Consider the following 15,704-nt stretch of genomic DNA (forward strand, 5'->3'; position numbering starts at 1 on the left):
TTACTTGATCCATTTCCTGAAACTGGAATCGGGAATAACGCGGTAGACCACCCGGAATAATTCAGTGGGTAAATACCAGTAACACCAGTTGTATAACCAGCGGGAACTTTTTCCGCGTTTCGCCGCCCTGATCAGTTGCCAGATAATTGCCGCAATAATCAGACTGAATAAATATTTCTTGGTGAAAAATCCCCACACTAATACAACCGATGCGGGGATGGCTTCATCAAGGGGCAGTCCGATAATACGGTTCTGCTCTGACAGGGTTTTCGGGAAACGGTATTTATCTAAATCGTTTCCCTCCATCATCAGACAATAAACGTCAGACCAACCGTGGTGAAGACGATGACCACGACCAGACCCAGCAGGATAAGCAGGTTCTTGGTGCGGATATACATCGCCACACCGACAATCAGTTCGGCAATGATGATACACATCATGACGAAGGAGTCGGCCCCGAAGGTGGCTTTCACATCATCCTTGCCCCCGGCCAGCAGGTCAGTGGCGTGGGCCATCTGCCCGACGCCAAGCAGCAACAGCGGGGACAGGGCCGCCAGACGGGACAGCGATTTTTTACTGGTCACGCCACGCCATGCCGCCTGACAGTACTGCCATGCGCGGTTTTTTACAGACGCGGGGAGGCCGCCTTGTGATAAGGATAAATTCATAAAAAACTCCATTTATGTAATTTTAATAAAACACCCAGCGGTATTGACCGGTAAAGTCAATCCGGCACAGAACCATCTGATGAGGCAAATGGTTCTGTAACAGAAGGCTTAATGTATTAATCCATTTTTTTCTCAATATACTGTTCTTCAGCAGGTACAAGAGAAAACCTGCGCAAATGATCCTCCAGCCTTAATTCAGCTTCTCTTTTTTTACTCCTTCCACTCTTGATAGCACTTTCCATTAAAAGCTCATCAATAGCTTCATCCAGACTACAGCTAATATTAACTTTCCTGCCAATCAACCCACCGAGGTCAATTAGATTTTTGACTTTATTTGTTGGCCCCTTCATCTTTAACTACCTGCGTTAATTTGCGTTAGGGATATTAGATAGAGTCAATTTCCTCCATTCAAGGGTTTGGGGGAAATTTATTTTTCAAAGTTAAAACAACATGTTATTTTTCAAAAGGTGATCTCATTCACAAAATTCACGGAATATAGATTGATTTAAGTCAAAAAAACAAGCTCCAATAATCACCCAAACATACATCTAAAACTTACAGAAAAAGAGTAATCTTCATGAAAAATAGCATCCTGAGAGAGTCCAGGTCTTCAATACCCAGGTTGTTCCTGATTTTAATTAGTTCGTCATATATATCACTCCGGTATATATCAAAACGGCGAGCAATAGCTGACCTTTTTGGATAAAAGGAAAATGCAGCCAGAAGATTAACTTGCTGTAATGTTAGCTCTGGAAATAATTTTTCAAAGTTTAAAAATTTATTTATTACAATAAAATAAAGTTCGAAATCACTCTCCACCCCAATCTTTTCTTTGCAGTTTTTCAAATGTTTTAAAATTACATCAGGCTTACGATTTTGATAATCAGCAACCATCTGAACATTCATCATCTGACAGTATAAAACCAATGTTTCAAACTCTTTATCTGTTAAAGCTGGAAAGTGATTACGCTCATACATAAAACGTGCTGGGTTTACAACAGGCATCCGGGCCTCCAGAAAAAAGACAAATGAATCCCACAAGCAATGCACAGGGTCATTGCAATCTTTTAAGATAAATTGAATTTATTTATCGCCTTTGATTTTTAAATTCTTCAAACCCTCATTTGAACTGGATAAATAAAATAATAACGCCAGGATGATTCAATTCCACCAAAACATTCAAAGTGCCAGAGTTATGTGATGTGAGTCTCTTGTGTGAATGTAAAGATTCCATTTTTTTAAAGAGACCAAAAAAAAGCCGGAATCTTTGTATAGATTCCGGCTTTTTAAATGAATTCAGACTCACTCCTGAGAATCATCGTCATCAGGAAAGAATATGCTGACCTGTTCTCGGGAAAATTTATCAATAGCAGGCTTGATAACCGTGTAATCAAAATTACCGCTGGCAATAGCTTCCTGACTTAAAACACTCATTTTAAGAATTTCTGTACACATAGCCCGTACCCGAGAAACGTTTTCCAGCATAAGCTTGTTGTACTCCATTTGATTAAAGCCCCCCTCTTTTCTTTCCTGCTGAATCATATAGACCCGCAGACCCAGTTCCAGCAGCATAGAAGAAACATTGGAAATCGATGCTTCTTCTATACCTTCCTGCTTCCTGATGCTGACGAGATCGGTGATCTGTTCATAGACATTATTGTTCACATAAGTTTGAATTTTTGGCATAACAAAATCCTTATTTAAATTAATCTTTCTCGTTTTAGTCAGAGTCACAAACGATTCATTACTTTTTTTTCATAGAGTCAGAGTAGATTCATACTCGCCTGACAGATGAATCCCTTATACAGAATTCACAGATTTGAATCCAGATTCGAATCGTTCAATTTATCTGAATTTACTGGCCTGATTCGTGAGTGAATCCGGATTCGACTCCTTTACGATTCACTATAGATTTGCATATGACTCCAGTTTATATATTACAATAATAAAAACAGTGAAAAAATTTACATAACATACTGAAATTAAAAGATAATCACGCAAGATCGAATCTTGCGACGGGTGTGGGAGTTTGATGTTAAGGAGCAGGCATACAGAAATATACCTGCCGGGAAGAATTCAGTATTTCCGGGCATTGCCGTTTTTTATAAAAAATGGCACTCTGGCTAAAGAAAAGGTAATGAGGAATAGCTGACGTGAGGAAAACTCTGATTACAGGACTACTGGCGATAACATTTTCTGCTAATGCGCAGGACTGTTTTGAAATGGCAGGCAGAGATTATCGGATCGAGCCGGATCTGTTACGGGCGATTTCGTTCCGTGAGTCATCCTGGCGTGATAATGCGCTCAACGTTGTATCACAGAGCGAATATGCAGTCGGCAAGATGCAAATACACTCACAAAATTTTTCGCATCTGGCACAGTTCGGGATCACTCCCCGACAACTTTATACTGACAGTTGCCTGAACATTTACACTGGCGCTTACTACCTTGCCATTGCTTTTAAACGCTGGGGATACTCATGGCGGGCTGTAGGGGCTTATAATGCAGGATTTCGTGAAACTGAATCACAGGAGAAAAAACGCCAGCAATATGCAAAAGAAATTCAGGCGATTTATGCTACTATCAAAAAAAATGCGCCACCAGAGTGACGCATCTGTTTTAATCGATAGCCCGCCATATCAATCCGCACTCCGGATGTTGAATAAGACTGACATAATCCTTCAGCGCATCCTGCCGGGCGACAAGATGTTTACAGACTTTTGCATATTTATCCCCCATATCCGCCGCCTGCCAGGACAGCCAGTTCATTATCATCAACGTTGCGATAATTCCGGCAGCATCGGCACTGACCTCTGACTCAAAATAATTACCGGGGACACACATGTTATAACGTTGTTCTCCTGCTGGTGCGATATATCCTGTTTGTGTTGTGGTGAAGATAATTCTGTTCGGGGCCACATTGCCACCAACACCCTGCGGAATGATCCAGTAATTCCAGAAACCGCCATCATAATCTGAATGCTGGTGTAACCAGCTGGCGATCATATTGTCAGCTGATGGTGTAAAAAAGAGGGCGGGAATAAAATCAAGTCGTTCATCACCATCAGTTACACAATAGCGCTGGAATTCATCTGTTTTAAATTGTTCGGCTGATTCACGAGTGGCGGTTTTGACGTTAATGGTGTGCATTCTGGTTTTCTCCTTATGGATTTATTAAATCGTTCGACTTCATCACTGAGCGGCAAAGGGCAATGAGCAGCAGGCAGGAATAAATAAAGGGGCGCGCAGCGTTTATATACCCTTTTATTTATTCCTGTCTGATGCTAAAAGCAGCCCTCCGCGAATTGATGAAGTCGGGCGATATACACTCCGGGAGAATGCACACAACCCGGAACGGCAAAATCGGCGCGAGACGAATTACCGTTACGGTCATCAGAGTGGCGGGAATTTATTACCGCCACGGTTAAAGCGGCGCATCCGTTTACGGATGCAGCAAGCGCGAATTTGAATTTGCATCAGGATGGAAGCCCGGAGGGCGGAGACGGTTTACCGGCTCCGTTCACGACAGCCGTGTCCCGTCAGGGACGATGCCCGATCCTGTATTTATTATTTTTATCACAAAGAATGAATACCCAAAGAGACAAACAGCGGGATGCAGAAAGAGACCGGACTTACCAAAATAAATAATAATGATAAGACAATCACGCGCCGGAGTAATACAGGCAGCGCGTAGCGCAGCAGGTATTACTTTACGCCGCAGGCGCGCCGCCTTTGACAGCTGTCGGGCAGGTTATCCCCTGCCCTTCTGGTTATTTATGCGGCATCCGGTAGTCCGCGCATAAATGCCAGCATAGCCCTGTGTCGCTTCAGGTCTGCCAGCCGTTTTTCAAAATCATTGAGATAATAAACAGGGGTATACCGCACCCTGTTAAACTGCATCGTGAGTGTGTTACCCGTCACCACTTCCGCCGCAATACCCAGCAGAGACAACTGGATAAAAGCCATATCAGCCGCCACAGGGTCAATATCGATGCAGCTGCCAAACATGTGCCAGGAAGGATTGATATCTGCCAGAAGCAGACACTCCGCATAAGCAATCAGCATTCCCGCCGCACCACTGGCAGGGTCACTGACTGTCACTATCCCTTCCCGCCGGATGGTGTCCTGAATTCCCGGCATCAGCAGTCTCGCCATCAGACACTGTACGGAATACGGGGTGAAATACTGCCCGCGAAAGTTATCACCGAGTTCAAGCTCCATGAAAATCGCACCGAGAAAGTCATGAAATTTTGCCTCCAGCGCACACACCATCAGACAGAACATTTCGTGCATATTCTCAATATCGGTGATGGTGTAGCGATCGCAAATTTTCCGACAGTGCGCCATACTCTCCGGCGTTCTTATCCGGGCCATATCCAGCTCACTGGCTGCCAGCGCCAGAAAATCGCTGAACACTTCCCAGCGCCGAAGATGGCAGCCTGTGGATCTGAACACGCTGATAAAGCGGCTCCGGCTGTACTGTGTACTCATCAGCCTGTGAACAGACGGGAAATACCCGTTACCCGCCTGCACATCCTGAGTGACACAACAACCGCCAGCGCTCTCTCTGGCCATATCAAAGACATCGACAAAAGTCAGTTGTGACATGACAATCTCCTGTAATGCCGCCCCCGAAGGGACGGCAGGTTTCACATCACGCGAGGCCGAGGCCAGCGTATACCACGGTCATGAACTGCTGCCAGTACTCCAGTTTTAAAGCCGGAACACGGGCACGTTTACCACTGCGTAAGGCATTTACAAACGCGTTCGCCTGTGCGACGATTTGCGGGTCAAATGGCATGGTTTAATCTCCATGTTGGTTTTGCGTATGCCGGATGCAAACTTTTGCGGGTGTGTCATCCGGCGTGGAATGAGCAGGCTTATGCCTGCTTTTTTCATTTCTGGCTCTTGTCTGATACCTCCTTAACGCGGGCCAGAATTTCCGCGTGGTCAAGGTTGCTGTAGTCACGCATCCGGTAATAACGGATACCGATCCGCGCATAAATTTCGGTCACGTTGCCGCAGACCATTTCCGCCAGCATGAAGGTTTCGCACTCACCGTCTTCACTACAGCGCCAGTTCAGCGGGTACATCAGCCCCAGCGCATTATGAAAAGCGTGTACGTCGATTTCAGCAGGGGCTTTTACCGTCGCCTGTTCACGGCTCCGCCAGTAAGCACGCTCTGCCTCAGCGGTGGTCTGCATCCCCGGCACAGCGGAGGATTCTGTCAGGTGTAAATGCATGGTGTTCTCCTTCTTTTGTTGATGGCGACATCCCCTGCCGCCGTGGGTGACGCTGCTTAACACACTTCAACGTCCAGCATGGCCTGAGCAAAATTAATGTTGTCACGAAGGTCCTTACGTGCGATTTCCCACGCCTCACGCCCGATCATCCCGTATAAGCGGATGGCATGATTTTTAGCCTGTAACCACGGCTGCACGACATGAAACGAAACCAACGGATATGAACGTTCCCAGCACAACACGCCTTCCTTATGAACGTTGTCACTCATCAGGCTGAGAAGGCGCAGGACTTCCTCTGCCTCGTCTTTCTGGCTCAACTGAAGATTCCAGACCTGGCAAAGCTCATTCAGGTACGAACGCTGTTCTGCGATAACACAGGCCAGTCGTGTTTTTGGGTTTGCCCCCCATCTTTCGGAAGATTCTTTGGTGGCGGTTTTGACGTTGACGTTCTGTGTGTTCATCCTGCTTTTCCTCTTGTCTGGTGGTTAATCCATCTCTCGGTGAGTTCCCTGGCGGCAAAGGGCAAAGGAGCAACGTTGCAAGGAGGAAGGAAAGGGGCGGAGACAAAAAGTTTTTGCATCCCTTCGCAAAAAGTTTTTGGCGGAGTTCATTTAACCCCTTGGATGACGACGCGACGGTGCTACGACCAGCCCTCCGCCCGGGGACTTAACGCGAGATGGCTCACCAGAGGTATGAGAAGAGGATGAACACACCCGACACGGCGGAACGACGTGGCGTCACCTGAGTGCCGGCGGCTTTATCGCCGGCATGGTGAAAAGCGGCGTGACCGGAACGGTCACTGCGAGCAGGTGTTGACGTTGCGACAGTGGGATGGAAGCCCGTCAGGGCGGAGACGGTTTACCGGCTCCGTTTACGACAGCCCCGGTTCCCGTCAGGGAAGTCGCCCGCAGTCATGGCCAGTGACCCCGTCCGACAGCAGGCAAATTTGAAAAGATGATACAGACAACTGCCACCATAATTCGCAGCGTCCGTTCTTCAGAGGAGATTAACAGCAGGGTATTACAAAGCGTAAGGGGCATAAAAAAGAGCAGCTATACCGCAGGCATAACCGCTCTTTTTATTTTCCTGTCCTCACGTTGGCGTATTCTTTGTTACAGCTCATAACCTTCAGCATGACTCCCCTCCTTTGGGAGGCATATTCATGGTTTTCCCTGAAAATACGCCGGTCGGGCTTCCAGTTCCCGCTCGATGAGTTCTTCTGCAAACAACGGTGCAATCCGGTTCACGCGACGTTCCAGATTCCGCCGACGGGCAGCCGCTTTTCGTTCATCACTCCAGCGTCTTATCTGTCTTTCATCCAGAAAATCGAGACACACTGCATACCCAGCGCCCGCCACCCAGCGGGACATCACCGATTCAGGCGCGGGTTCCCCGGCCTCCACCACCTCTGACGCCAGTTCCTGCGGTCCGGGACACGGTGTCCGGGGCAGTCTCCAGCGCAACGAGTAACACCACTTCATGCATGGCTCCGGTGTATCAGCTTGTTGGGGACCATCCATCGCTCCAGTTGTCTGACCGGCTCCGGGCTTTCTTTAGCGAGAGCATCAGATTCGACCATCACACTCCAGAAGGGCTGATTCGCCATCATCCAGCGTTCCATTGGTGCCAGCGACGGAAAACGCTCGCTCCAGCGCCAGAACATTTCTTCCAGGTCGTACTGGTGAAGTTCAGTACCCGACCAGCGGGCGCTCCAGCTGCTGACCGTTTCCGGGGTATGAAAAGCCAGCTCAATTTCCGCCTGCCCCGCCAGCGCCTGATACGCCGTTTCGCGCTGGCACGCCTCCTTCCGGCGCTGGCGGGTGTATTTTTCAGCCCCCAGTTCACTGTGCCGGCGGGTACGCTCCTGCATCTGGAACTTCGTTTCCGGGAACAGTCGCCAGCCATCCGACAGCGACAGGGGTAACCAGCAACATGCGCCCCGGCTTTCAATCAGCCGGTCGATAGCCGCCAGCCAGTCCTGTTTATTTCCCCGCAGCGACTGAGCCGTCAGCCCCGGAGAGAACCAGCCGATATCCTTTACAGTGACACGCTTACTGCCGTTCAGGATGCGGAAAAAAGTGCAGGCATAGGGAAATTCAGCGACATGGATACCACGCGCGTATTTTGCTTCCACCTCTGCGATGGCCTGCATCACCGCACGACGCTCATGACTGAGAGGGACCAGTGACAGGTTTATCGGGATCATAATGCCCCCTCCATCGCCAGAATGCTGATGATACTGGCCTGACTGTAACCATCGGCATCGAGGCGGGCGACGAGACTCAACGTGTGGCTGATAACCTCCGGCGACCAGGCTGGCAGCGTGCGCATAACAGAGAACGGGCGACCACTGGCAGGAATAAACACCACCATCCAGGACGGGCTGATATCACCGGGGCTGCATACTGCCAGGCTGAAATTGCCGTGGGATGGCGTGAAACGGATCTGCACCGGGAAAAAACCGCCAAACTCGCTGCGGTATTCGCCGTTCAGGTCCCAGTGAGCCGGACAGTCAAGGTCTCGCATCACGGCATGGGTCAGTTCGCGGCGTAAATCTTCGCCACCGTCGCGCCAGTCTTCAAACTCCTGGGGGATCATGGTTTTCAGTACATCGGGGGTAATAATGTTACGCATCATGTTCTCCTTAAATACCGCCCCGAATGACGGGGCGGCCTCCGTTATCAGGCTGCGTCGTGCAGGGTGTGGTGGCTGTCTGCATCAAAAGCCGCATCGGGTGCATCAGCACTGCCGTTTTCGGTATCAGATACATCATTTTCTGCATCAGACGGGGATTTTTCTGCATCAGGGGCGCGCATCCAGACAGGCACCCACTGAGGACGGTGACGGGCCATCATGGTTTCAGCCAGGTCCGCTGCGTCAGATTTCTTCATTTTCAGCGCATCGCTGGCGGCCCCGGTCAGCCCGTTCTCGCTGAGGATCTGAACAATCTGTGGTTTTTTCAGGTAGTCGAAGAAATTGTTCTTCGTCGGCTGCCACCATTCATGCAGGTTGAAATCAACAGCACGTTCAACACTATCAAGATCACTTCGTGTCGTATGTCCCATCGTTCTGGTCTGCACACCATCGACAGAACAGGCCGTGCAGAAGACCATCAGTGACATCAGCGTCTTTCCGTCAAGGGTAAAAAAGGTGGTGAAATCCTTTTTCCAGCCTTCCGGCAACAGCGCCTCCAGACGGGCTTTTTCCTGCATAAGACACTGCCACGCTTTACCCTCTTCACCGGACGGGGCTTCACTGACCAGACGGCTGTGATGCACCTCCAGACGCATAACGAAGGGATCACGGGTCGTGCAGCAATAATCGAAAACGCAGGTACACAGACGCCAGACCATCAGAGCTACCGTTTTCTCTGGCTTCTGTACCAGCGCAGCCTGAAGGGCCAGCGTACGTTCAGAGGACATCTTCGTCAGCAGAGGCAGACTGATTTCGTCAACGGGTTCGGGCTGGCGCTCATATACCGGAACCTGAGCAGGTTCGTCTTCCGTTTCAGACTGCTCACGCAGGAAAATCCCGCGCTGGACACAGATTTCACCGTGACGCCATGACACCACCACGCCGGACTGTGCGCGCATTTCCGGCGTCCATGCCCGGAGCTGTGCCGCGCATTCGATGGCCTCCATCTCTGACTCCATCGCGTCGGTTTCATCGCTGGCGGTCTGGTTCTCGTCATACTGATCCTGTAATTCATCCATGCGCTGCTGTTCCTGCTCCGTGTAAACCGCGTCAGGCTCATCCTGAATACGGTAGACCGCGCTGTCCTCACCGTGATAACTGACGGTGTCCAGACGTCCCGTCGCCCATGCCCAGCCCTCGGCCTCTTTCAGGCACTCCGCCACCACCTGGAGTTTTTCCAGCAGGGCCGTATCCAGCGCCAGTTTGTCCACAAAACCACCCTGTTCGTCGCTGAACAGGTCAGCGCGGATTTCATCGCCGGAGAAGGCGTTTTCCCCTACAAATGCGTACTTGCTGTTGTTGAGGGTGGAAACCTGACTGTCGGTGATCAGATTACGGATCACACGCACTTCCGGTTTATTGTTCCAGCCCTGACTACACGCAGCCTCATACACCTTCACCTGACGGTCAGGGCTATCTTCCAGCGCCAGCGCCTGACAGTGTTCGGTGGTTATTTTGTCCTCTGCCAGTGCCTGAAGAATAACCGGAGCCAGTCCTGCGAGCCTGAGCATGCGCTGGACGTGCTTCACACCGTAGCCCAGCAGGTCCCCGATTTGCGCTGGTGTTTTCCCTTCTTCTGCCAGAGAACGGAATCCGGCGATCTGTTCGGCGGGGTGCATTGTCTTGTGTCTGCCGTTTTCAGTCAGAGAGATAGCTCTCGCCATTTCGCGGGGAACCACTTTGCAGGAGATCCATTCCTGATCGGGGTCTACCTTCCCTTCTTCAACCAGTAAACCGATGGCTCTGGTACGTCCGCCGCCGCAAACCACTTCCAGCCGACCATCATCACATTCCACGACCACGATGTTATGGATTTGCCCGACAGCGAAAATACTGTCGGCATAACCCCTGATTTCTTCTGGCGTGTGCGGGATAAGACGGCAGTTGAGATCCCCGATAAACAGGCGGGACCATGCGGTGTAACTGACAGGGGCACTGTCCAGTACGGCAACCAGGACGTCTGACTGAGCATCAGCTTTACGCGTTGACGCTTTGGGGCTGGCTTTTTTAACCTTTTTTGCTTTAGACTCGGTTACTGACATAGTTGATACTCCTCACAGATATTGATGACTGTCCGGCCCTGCGGAGTTACCGCTCCGGCAGGGCACCTCTTACTGCTGTTTACGAATGCCGTAACGTTCGATGTAACGGTTGAGCCATTTCCCGGCATCCGCTTCAAAATTCCATGCGCGCCAAACCATTTCGCCGTTCTGACGAACGACCAGGCGAAAATGCGAAACCTGATCGTCTTCGATGGCGACATTTTCAAACTGTGCCGCCACTGCTTCAGCCTGTGCTCTGGTGAAGGTGTCATCTGGTAACGGTCCGGCGTTATAAATGCTCATGTTTTCTCCTTTTCCTGCCCCGCATGTTGCGGGGCGTTTTCATCATGCAGGTCAAAACGGGGCATCATCATCCATAGGCGGATAATCGTCCGGTAACGGCTGCGGCACCTGCTGAGACGGTGCGGCGCTCTGACGGGGTTTTCTGCCGCCTTTTTTCGGGGATTTTTCAGGGGAGCCAGCAGGTTGTGCCGGAGCGGCAGGACTCTGCGGTTGTGCGGGTTGCTGCGGAGCAGTGTTCTGTGGCTGACCGCCGTCACGACGACCGCCCAGCATCTGCATGGTGCCGTTCTGTCCGACAACGATTTCAGTGACATAGCGCGTTACGCCGCTGTCGTCCTGCCAGTTGCGGGTACGTAACTGCCCTTCGACGTACACCTGAGCGCCCTTGCGCAGATACTCACTGGCCACTTCCGCGAGCTTGCCGAACAGCACCACGCGATGCCATTCGGTGTTTTCGCGCATCTCTCCGGTCTGTTTATCGCGCCAGGACTCCGAGGTGGCGAGGCTGAGATTAGCGACCGCGCCGCCATTGGGCATATAACGGACTTCCGGGTCCTGGCCCAGATTACCCACGATGATGACTTTGTTGATGCCGCGTACTGTCATGATGAATCTCCTTCCGGTTGTTTTGCCTTTAAAAACCATCACCCGTTGAGTTGCCGGGGCCGCGGTTTTGACGTTTTGCGGGGACCTGCTGAACGCGCCCGCTGGTTGTTACCTTCACCCGTTTGAGAGCCGCTCGCCGCAAGGGCGTAAACGGCCACGGCCCGGTGCAGGTGTCCGGGGTGAGCGGTCAATTTTTTACGGTCTAATGAAGCCTGCGGAATGGCCGGAAAAAATTTATCGCGAAAGGCTTTGCCGTCCCTGGACAGCCAGGCGGGTTGTGGTTGTCTCAGCCCCGGCGAAAGGACTCAAAAGGGTGAAAAACCAGGCAAGGAATGAGCAGGAACCCGCCGCAACGACGGAAAGCGCGGGCGCGAAACGGCGTTGCGCCTTACAGCCCGGCGTCAGTTTGCCGGGGTGCAGAAAGCGCAGGATACGGCGCGTAAAAAGGGCGGCGTGACCGGAACGGTCGCAGCAAGCCTGCCGTTGACGTTGCGACAGCCTGGGATGGAAACCCGCTGCCCCGAAGGGGCCGGGCAGAGACAGCGCAGCTGGCTCGGTGCGAAGCATGACAGCCCCGGTTCCCGTCAGGGAAGTCGCCCGTAGTGAAAACGGGAACGGGAGGATAAGAATGGATTACATGCGGCTTAGTGGGAAACCTCGCCAACAGGGCGGGGAGCAGTCACGAGATGGCTGACAATTATCCGGCTTAATACCTGCCGGGAACATCAGGAGCGAAAATGCTTTTCTTTTCTGTACTGCACAACGCTGTACCAGGCCGAAGCCAGGAAAGCAAAAACGGTGATCAGCACTCTGAATTCGTCACCCGGCTCCTTCCCCTTAAGCATCAACGTTATGATGATGCCGGCAACGATAATCCATGCAACGCCACTCCAGAGACGCAGTTTATCCGCCACGACATTAATCAGGATAAAAGCAATGGCCAGGCCAGCTCCCCACAGAGCAGGTACAGGCTGAAACGGAATAAACAACAGGTTAATACCGGTTAAAAGAGTCACGGCTGCAAACATCAGAGACATACGCATAAAATTTCCTCCCTGGAGAATCTGACTATAAGAATCACTTCTGCTGCTCATCTCCGGGTTTATTATATTCGGGCGCATTTGCGCGCGGCAGCTGCTGACTGTTCTGCCGATGAACTTCAAGCCGTTCACGGAAATACTGGCGAAGATGTTCAGGCTGTTCCCGTTCAGCCAGCTCCGGCACCACGGGCTTGTTCATCCTTTCCTGCCAGGCAACGGCAGCGGCGGCTTTATCGACTGAGACCTTATCCTGCTCTTCTTTTGAGAAAGAGGCGATATTCCACTTCGACATATGCATCACCGATCTGCGTTACAGGAAGATATCCCTGATAATACGCGCATTCCCGGGCAACAGCGACAGACAACGGAGAGGAGAGTACGCGGCGCCGCAGGCGCAGCGAAGTTTCTCTCCGGCAGGCGCAGCCTGCCCGGTTTTTCGCGCGGGCTGACAGGCGCCCTCCGGGCCGGACGCCTGCCATCCTGCTTACTGGCTTTTTCCACCCTGTAAGATGAAATGACCGCCGATGTACACGGCACACTGACAGGTCATGTAGTAACAAATTTCATCCATCACCTGCGCGGTGGTCAGTTCCCGCTGACCGGCATCACGTCGGCGGGCATTAATCAGGGCTTTGTACTGTCGCAGGATCTCACGGCTTTGTGGTGCAAGTTTCATATGTTTTCTCCTTAACCGGCGGGTTTCCCCGCCGGACATTAATCAGTTGCTGAAGACATAGCCGTCATGGAACACATAGCCGCTACTGAACAGGTCACGCGCCCAGGCTTCAAAATCGAAATAACTGCGCAACGGCTCCGGCACCTCATTTAACAGGCCGTTGTCCTCAACCATCTCCCGCGCAAAGTCCTCCTCGCTTTCCGCCTCGCCCCGGTACGCATCATCAAACGCGTCATAATCACACTCGCCGGTATACTCCGCCCAGGCGATAAAAGCGGCTTCCCTGCCCTCTTCTTCGGCGCGTTTGTAAGCGGCGATAAAATCCCAGTCAATGGAGCATTCAGAGACGAACTGCGACGGGATACCTTCCCAGTCCTGAAACATAAACTCGGCGTCCCATTCATCGGCATGCAGCGCCTGACAGGCCTCGTAAAAATCCTCCCTGCCGTTAAATTCCGTCAGATCAAACCATTTGCCGAAAATGCTGCCGCAGTTGTATTTGTGATACGTACCCACGTAAACAGCCGGTGTGGTGGTCGTAGTGCTCATAAAAAATCCTCCATAGTCGATGTCGTCTGAGTTCCGGCTTACGCCGTGCCGACACGACAGCCGGGCGAAAAGCGGAGGATGCAAGGGCGTCACCGAAGCCGCAGCGCAGTAAAAAAGCAGGAGCAGGCTGGACGGTTTGACGGCGAAAACTGAGCCGGAAAACGACGGGAAGACGGCGGATAACGTATGAAATAAACTGCGACCGGGTGAAGGTGACGGCGTTTACGCTTCCCTTGCATCAGCCGCGGCCCGGCTACAGTAGAGGCACGGCGTTTGCCGCAGGCCGCACGGGACGTTACTCACCGCGAAGCCGGAACAACGTGGAGGAAGAGCCGTAAAAGCGGAGCCGGCGACATCCTTATCCTTCGTGCCAGATTCAGGGGGCCGCCGCCCCCTGCTGTTCGCTACACTGGCCGTATTGCTGACAGGGCATTGCGGACAAGACTGATTTCTGCACGCGCTTCTGCCATGACCTCATGTAAAAGGGTTAAATCCATCCACCGGCGCGGAGGCTCGCCCGGAATACGCAGCACATCGCACATCTGGCCACATGCCAGGATTTGATCCACTTTGTCGCTGATAACAAAGAACTCAACGCTGCTGTAGCGTGCCCCTTTGTTCAGGATGGCATCGAGCACCACCGGCAAATTGTCATCATCGTCCAGCCAACAGGGCATATCATTTTCCTTCACAACCAGACGGAAATTTCGGGTCTGGCGATAAAACAGCGTTTCCCCGCGCGTGTTCAGTGCCGCCTTTATCCGGCGCGCATCCTCCCATACCTGCCGGGATACATCCCGCACGGCGCGGGACAGGCAATCCGTTACAGCCTGAATCTCCGGCTCCGTCAGCCATTCCCCGGCCCAGGGGAACGCTATCTGTGTTCCGTCCTCCGGAAGCTGCGGCGCGTCGGCATAGCGGCTGCCGGATAAAATAATCTGCGCTGGCGTCCCGGCTATTTTTGTCATGGCACTTTGCAGCTCTGCGGGTACGTCACCGGTACAAAGCAAAGGCAGCAGATGAACAATATTTGCCGCATCCAGACGGACATAAATGCTTATCCAGCCCGGTTTATTGACCGGGTCACGCTGATCAACATCGGTATGGTCAGGCCATCCATAATCAGCAATCAAATCGCGCGCACGGCGCATCACAAGGGCGTTTAACGTGGTGGTTTCCTGCATAATGGGTTCCTCTGAACGGGGTCAGTACACGCCGCCCGGGCGGCGTGTTGATTTCAGTTTTTCAGTAAGGCGCGAACTTTCGCCGCATCAGCCAGACGGCGGGTAACGCTTTCCGGGACCGGATGATTGCTGTCACGGGCGGTCCATTCCCTGTGCCATAACGCCTGTTCGGCAGTGGTCAGCAGGGTTTCAAGCATGTCCGCCGGCACCATCACCGCCGGAACGGCCTCTTTCACCTGTTCAATCAGATCCATCACCGCACCGGCAGACACGCCCGACTCAAGCCGTTGTTCCTCCGGAATGGCGTCCATACGCGCCAGTACCGCCCTTGTGTCCTGCTCCGAAACGGCATATTCCATTCCGTCGGCCAGTGCTTCGATATCCGCCGGGGACCAGATAATGAGGTTCAGCGGGGTTTCTGCGGGATACTGCTCACGCAACAACCGGCAGAGGGTTTCACAGGTTCCGTACATGTTTTTCTCCTTGTATCTTGAAATTTAGCTACCATAGCGATGAATAGATTTGGCACGGCGTATGCAGCCTGATTTCTCCAAGGGTTTTAAGCCCGTGACTAAGCGACTGGCGCATATGCTGAGCCACTCATCTGAAACCCGAACAGTTGTCCGTACTCCATAACGCATTTGCAAGGATGGGTAATAATGAGTCTGCCAGGTCCACTTTGTGTCGGTATTGATGTTT

At 51.9% G+C, this 15,704-nt stretch carries 24 protein-coding genes; 2 read left to right on the forward strand and 22 right to left on the reverse strand.

Features of this window, described 5'->3' with window-relative positions:
* The 5 genes from traL to traM all read right to left on the reverse strand — a co-directional run bounded on the left by traL (position 1) and on the right by traM (position 2,354).
* Positions 1-306: a type IV conjugative transfer system protein TraL gene (gene traL / locus B9P82_RS25090; RefSeq protein WP_101701200.1), complete on the reverse strand. Its 306-nt coding sequence runs from the start codon at positions 304-306 to the stop codon at positions 1-3.
* A 2-nt stretch (positions 307-308) separates the two neighbouring features.
* Complete coding sequence (traA, locus tag B9P82_RS25095; protein ID WP_101701180.1) at positions 309-668, reverse strand: type IV conjugative transfer system pilin TraA; 360 nt, start codon at positions 666-668, stop codon at positions 309-311.
* A gap of 116 nt (positions 669-784) precedes the next feature.
* Positions 785-1,018, reverse strand: a complete 234-nt coding sequence (locus B9P82_RS25100) for a TraY domain-containing protein (protein ID WP_101701181.1) — start codon at positions 1,016-1,018, stop codon at positions 785-787.
* 205 nt (positions 1,019-1,223) lie between these two features.
* On the reverse strand, positions 1,224-1,673 hold the full coding sequence (locus B9P82_RS25105) for a helix-turn-helix domain-containing protein (protein ID WP_101701182.1): 450 nt from the start codon (positions 1,671-1,673) through the stop codon (positions 1,224-1,226).
* A 297-nt stretch (positions 1,674-1,970) separates the two neighbouring features.
* Positions 1,971-2,354: a conjugal transfer relaxosome DNA-binding protein TraM gene (gene traM, locus B9P82_RS25110; RefSeq protein WP_101701183.1), complete on the reverse strand. Its 384-nt coding sequence runs from the start codon at positions 2,352-2,354 to the stop codon at positions 1,971-1,973.
* A 467-nt stretch (positions 2,355-2,821) separates the two neighbouring features.
* Here traM and B9P82_RS25115 point away from each other — a divergent pair, with 467 nt between their 5' ends.
* Positions 2,822-3,277, forward strand: coding sequence for a transglycosylase SLT domain-containing protein (locus B9P82_RS25115; protein ID WP_101701184.1), 456 nt, complete (start codon positions 2,822-2,824; stop codon positions 3,275-3,277).
* Between the two features lie 10 nt (positions 3,278-3,287).
* On the opposite strand, the gene B9P82_RS25120 is transcribed toward B9P82_RS25115, so the two are convergent.
* From B9P82_RS25120 to B9P82_RS25170, 11 genes are all read right to left on the reverse strand, one after another.
* Positions 3,288-3,818, reverse strand: a complete 531-nt coding sequence (locus B9P82_RS25120; protein WP_101701185.1) for an antirestriction protein — start codon at positions 3,816-3,818, stop codon at positions 3,288-3,290.
* Positions 3,819-4,442: 624 nt separating this feature from the next.
* Entirely contained in the window at positions 4,443-5,276 is an 834-nt protein-coding gene (locus tag B9P82_RS25125) for an N-6 DNA methylase (protein ID WP_101701186.1), read from the reverse strand.
* Positions 5,277-5,322: 46 nt separating this feature from the next.
* Positions 5,323-5,469, reverse strand: a complete 147-nt coding sequence (locus B9P82_RS25130) for a succinate dehydrogenase flavoprotein subunit (protein WP_101701187.1) — start codon at positions 5,467-5,469, stop codon at positions 5,323-5,325.
* Positions 5,470-5,563: 94 nt separating this feature from the next.
* Complete coding sequence (locus B9P82_RS25135) at positions 5,564-5,911, reverse strand: hypothetical protein (protein ID WP_101701188.1); 348 nt, start codon at positions 5,909-5,911, stop codon at positions 5,564-5,566.
* A 56-nt stretch (positions 5,912-5,967) separates the two neighbouring features.
* Entirely contained in the window at positions 5,968-6,372 is a 405-nt protein-coding gene (locus tag B9P82_RS25140; RefSeq protein ID WP_101701189.1) for an ammonia monooxygenase, read from the reverse strand.
* A gap of 699 nt (positions 6,373-7,071) precedes the next feature.
* Positions 7,072-7,392 carry a theronine dehydrogenase gene (locus B9P82_RS25145; protein ID WP_101701190.1) on the reverse strand — a complete coding sequence of 107 codons (321 nt, stop codon included), beginning with the start codon at positions 7,390-7,392 and terminating at the stop codon, positions 7,072-7,074.
* Entirely contained in the window at positions 7,389-8,117 is a 729-nt protein-coding gene (locus B9P82_RS25150; RefSeq protein WP_101701191.1) for a plasmid SOS inhibition protein A, read from the reverse strand. Before B9P82_RS25150 ends, B9P82_RS25145 begins: the two co-directional genes overlap by 4 nt.
* Complete coding sequence (psiB, locus tag B9P82_RS25155; protein ID WP_101701192.1) at positions 8,114-8,548, reverse strand: conjugation system SOS inhibitor PsiB; 435 nt, start codon at positions 8,546-8,548, stop codon at positions 8,114-8,116. The genes B9P82_RS25150 and psiB overlap by 4 nt, the downstream gene beginning before the upstream one ends.
* Positions 8,549-8,592: 44 nt before the next feature.
* Positions 8,593-10,647: a ParB/RepB/Spo0J family partition protein gene (locus B9P82_RS25160; RefSeq protein ID WP_101701193.1), complete on the reverse strand. Its 2,055-nt coding sequence runs from the start codon at positions 10,645-10,647 to the stop codon at positions 8,593-8,595.
* A 69-nt stretch (positions 10,648-10,716) separates the two neighbouring features.
* The gene (locus B9P82_RS25165; protein ID WP_101701194.1) at positions 10,717-10,950 is read right to left on the reverse strand and encodes a DUF905 domain-containing protein; all 234 of its coding nucleotides are present in this window, start codon (positions 10,948-10,950) and stop codon (positions 10,717-10,719) included.
* A 51-nt stretch (positions 10,951-11,001) separates the two neighbouring features.
* Positions 11,002-11,556, reverse strand: a complete 555-nt coding sequence (locus tag B9P82_RS25170) for a single-stranded DNA-binding protein (protein ID WP_042005163.1) — start codon at positions 11,554-11,556, stop codon at positions 11,002-11,004.
* A 381-nt stretch (positions 11,557-11,937) separates the two neighbouring features.
* On the opposite strand from B9P82_RS25170, the gene B9P82_RS28740 reads away from it, so the two are divergent.
* Complete coding sequence (locus tag B9P82_RS28740) at positions 11,938-12,159, forward strand: hypothetical protein (protein ID WP_015062665.1); 222 nt, start codon at positions 11,938-11,940, stop codon at positions 12,157-12,159.
* A gap of 122 nt (positions 12,160-12,281) precedes the next feature.
* Here the strand turns inward: B9P82_RS28740 and B9P82_RS25175 are convergent, their stop codons facing one another.
* From B9P82_RS25175 to B9P82_RS25200, 6 genes are all read right to left on the reverse strand, one after another.
* Positions 12,282-12,599 (reverse strand): hypothetical protein, encoded by a 318-nt coding sequence (locus B9P82_RS25175; RefSeq protein WP_079850002.1) that lies wholly within the window; start codon positions 12,597-12,599, stop codon positions 12,282-12,284.
* 34 nt (positions 12,600-12,633) lie between these two features.
* Complete coding sequence (locus B9P82_RS25180) at positions 12,634-12,888, reverse strand: DNA polymerase III subunit theta (RefSeq protein ID WP_168188471.1); 255 nt, start codon at positions 12,886-12,888, stop codon at positions 12,634-12,636.
* A gap of 192 nt (positions 12,889-13,080) precedes the next feature.
* Complete coding sequence (locus B9P82_RS25185; protein WP_000761849.1) at positions 13,081-13,272, reverse strand: hypothetical protein; 192 nt, start codon at positions 13,270-13,272, stop codon at positions 13,081-13,083.
* 42 nt (positions 13,273-13,314) lie between these two features.
* Complete coding sequence (locus B9P82_RS25190; RefSeq protein WP_101701196.1) at positions 13,315-13,821, reverse strand: antirestriction protein ArdA; 507 nt, start codon at positions 13,819-13,821, stop codon at positions 13,315-13,317.
* Between the two features lie 404 nt (positions 13,822-14,225).
* Positions 14,226-15,005, reverse strand: coding sequence for a hypothetical protein (locus B9P82_RS25195; protein ID WP_101701197.1), 780 nt, complete (start codon positions 15,003-15,005; stop codon positions 14,226-14,228).
* A gap of 53 nt (positions 15,006-15,058) precedes the next feature.
* Positions 15,059-15,478 carry a DUF1380 family protein gene (locus B9P82_RS25200; RefSeq protein ID WP_101701198.1) on the reverse strand — a complete coding sequence of 140 codons (420 nt, stop codon included), beginning with the start codon at positions 15,476-15,478 and terminating at the stop codon, positions 15,059-15,061.
* Positions 15,479-15,704: the final 226 nt, after the last annotated feature.

Origin of the sequence: Citrobacter sp. L55, from assembly GCF_002850715.1 — a bacterium.
In the GTDB taxonomy this organism is placed as follows: domain Bacteria; phylum Pseudomonadota; class Gammaproteobacteria; order Enterobacterales; family Enterobacteriaceae; genus Citrobacter; species Citrobacter braakii.

Coding starts and splice junctions, on each gene's coding strand:
- B9P82_RS25165 (WP_101701194.1), bottom strand. CDS start 10,950: ATGAGCATTTATAACGCCGGACCGTTACCAGATGACACCTTCACCAGA.
- B9P82_RS25140 (WP_101701189.1), bottom strand. CDS start 6,372: ATGAACACACAGAACGTCAACGTCAAAACCGCCACCAAAGAATCTTCC.
- B9P82_RS25175 (WP_079850002.1), bottom strand. CDS start 12,599: ATGCGTATGTCTCTGATGTTTGCAGCCGTGACTCTTTTAACCGGTATT.
- traL (WP_101701200.1), bottom strand. CDS start 306: ATGGAGGGAAACGATTTAGATAAATACCGTTTCCCGAAAACCCTGTCA.
- B9P82_RS25200 (WP_101701198.1), bottom strand. CDS start 15,478: ATGTACGGAACCTGTGAAACCCTCTGCCGGTTGTTGCGTGAGCAGTAT.
- B9P82_RS25195 (WP_101701197.1), bottom strand. CDS start 15,005: ATGCAGGAAACCACCACGTTAAACGCCCTTGTGATGCGCCGTGCGCGC.
- B9P82_RS25185 (WP_000761849.1), bottom strand. CDS start 13,272: ATGAAACTTGCACCACAAAGCCGTGAGATCCTGCGACAGTACAAAGCC.
- B9P82_RS25100 (WP_101701181.1), bottom strand. CDS start 1,018: ATGAAGGGGCCAACAAATAAAGTCAAAAATCTAATTGACCTCGGTGGG.
- B9P82_RS25125 (WP_101701186.1), bottom strand. CDS start 5,276: ATGTCACAACTGACTTTTGTCGATGTCTTTGATATGGCCAGAGAGAGC.
- B9P82_RS25120 (WP_101701185.1), bottom strand. CDS start 3,818: ATGCACACCATTAACGTCAAAACCGCCACTCGTGAATCAGCCGAACAA.
- B9P82_RS25180 (WP_168188471.1), bottom strand. CDS start 12,888: ATGTCGAAGTGGAATATCGCCTCTTTCTCAAAAGAAGAGCAGGATAAG.
- B9P82_RS25145 (WP_101701190.1), bottom strand. CDS start 7,392: ATGAAGTGGTGTTACTCGTTGCGCTGGAGACTGCCCCGGACACCGTGT.
- B9P82_RS25130 (WP_101701187.1), bottom strand. CDS start 5,469: ATGCCATTTGACCCGCAAATCGTCGCACAGGCGAACGCGTTTGTAAAT.
- B9P82_RS25190 (WP_101701196.1), bottom strand. CDS start 13,821: ATGAGCACTACGACCACCACACCGGCTGTTTACGTGGGTACGTATCAC.
- traA (WP_101701180.1), bottom strand. CDS start 668: ATGAATTTATCCTTATCACAAGGCGGCCTCCCCGCGTCTGTAAAAAAC.
- B9P82_RS25170 (WP_042005163.1), bottom strand. CDS start 11,556: ATGACAGTACGCGGCATCAACAAAGTCATCATCGTGGGTAATCTGGGC.
- psiB (WP_101701192.1), bottom strand. CDS start 8,548: ATGATGCGTAACATTATTACCCCCGATGTACTGAAAACCATGATCCCC.
- traM (WP_101701183.1), bottom strand. CDS start 2,354: ATGCCAAAAATTCAAACTTATGTGAACAATAATGTCTATGAACAGATC.
- B9P82_RS25135 (WP_101701188.1), bottom strand. CDS start 5,911: ATGCATTTACACCTGACAGAATCCTCCGCTGTGCCGGGGATGCAGACC.
- B9P82_RS25160 (WP_101701193.1), bottom strand. CDS start 10,647: ATGTCAGTAACCGAGTCTAAAGCAAAAAAGGTTAAAAAAGCCAGCCCC.
- B9P82_RS25150 (WP_101701191.1), bottom strand. CDS start 8,117: ATGATCCCGATAAACCTGTCACTGGTCCCTCTCAGTCATGAGCGTCGT.
- B9P82_RS25105 (WP_101701182.1), bottom strand. CDS start 1,673: ATGCCTGTTGTAAACCCAGCACGTTTTATGTATGAGCGTAATCACTTT.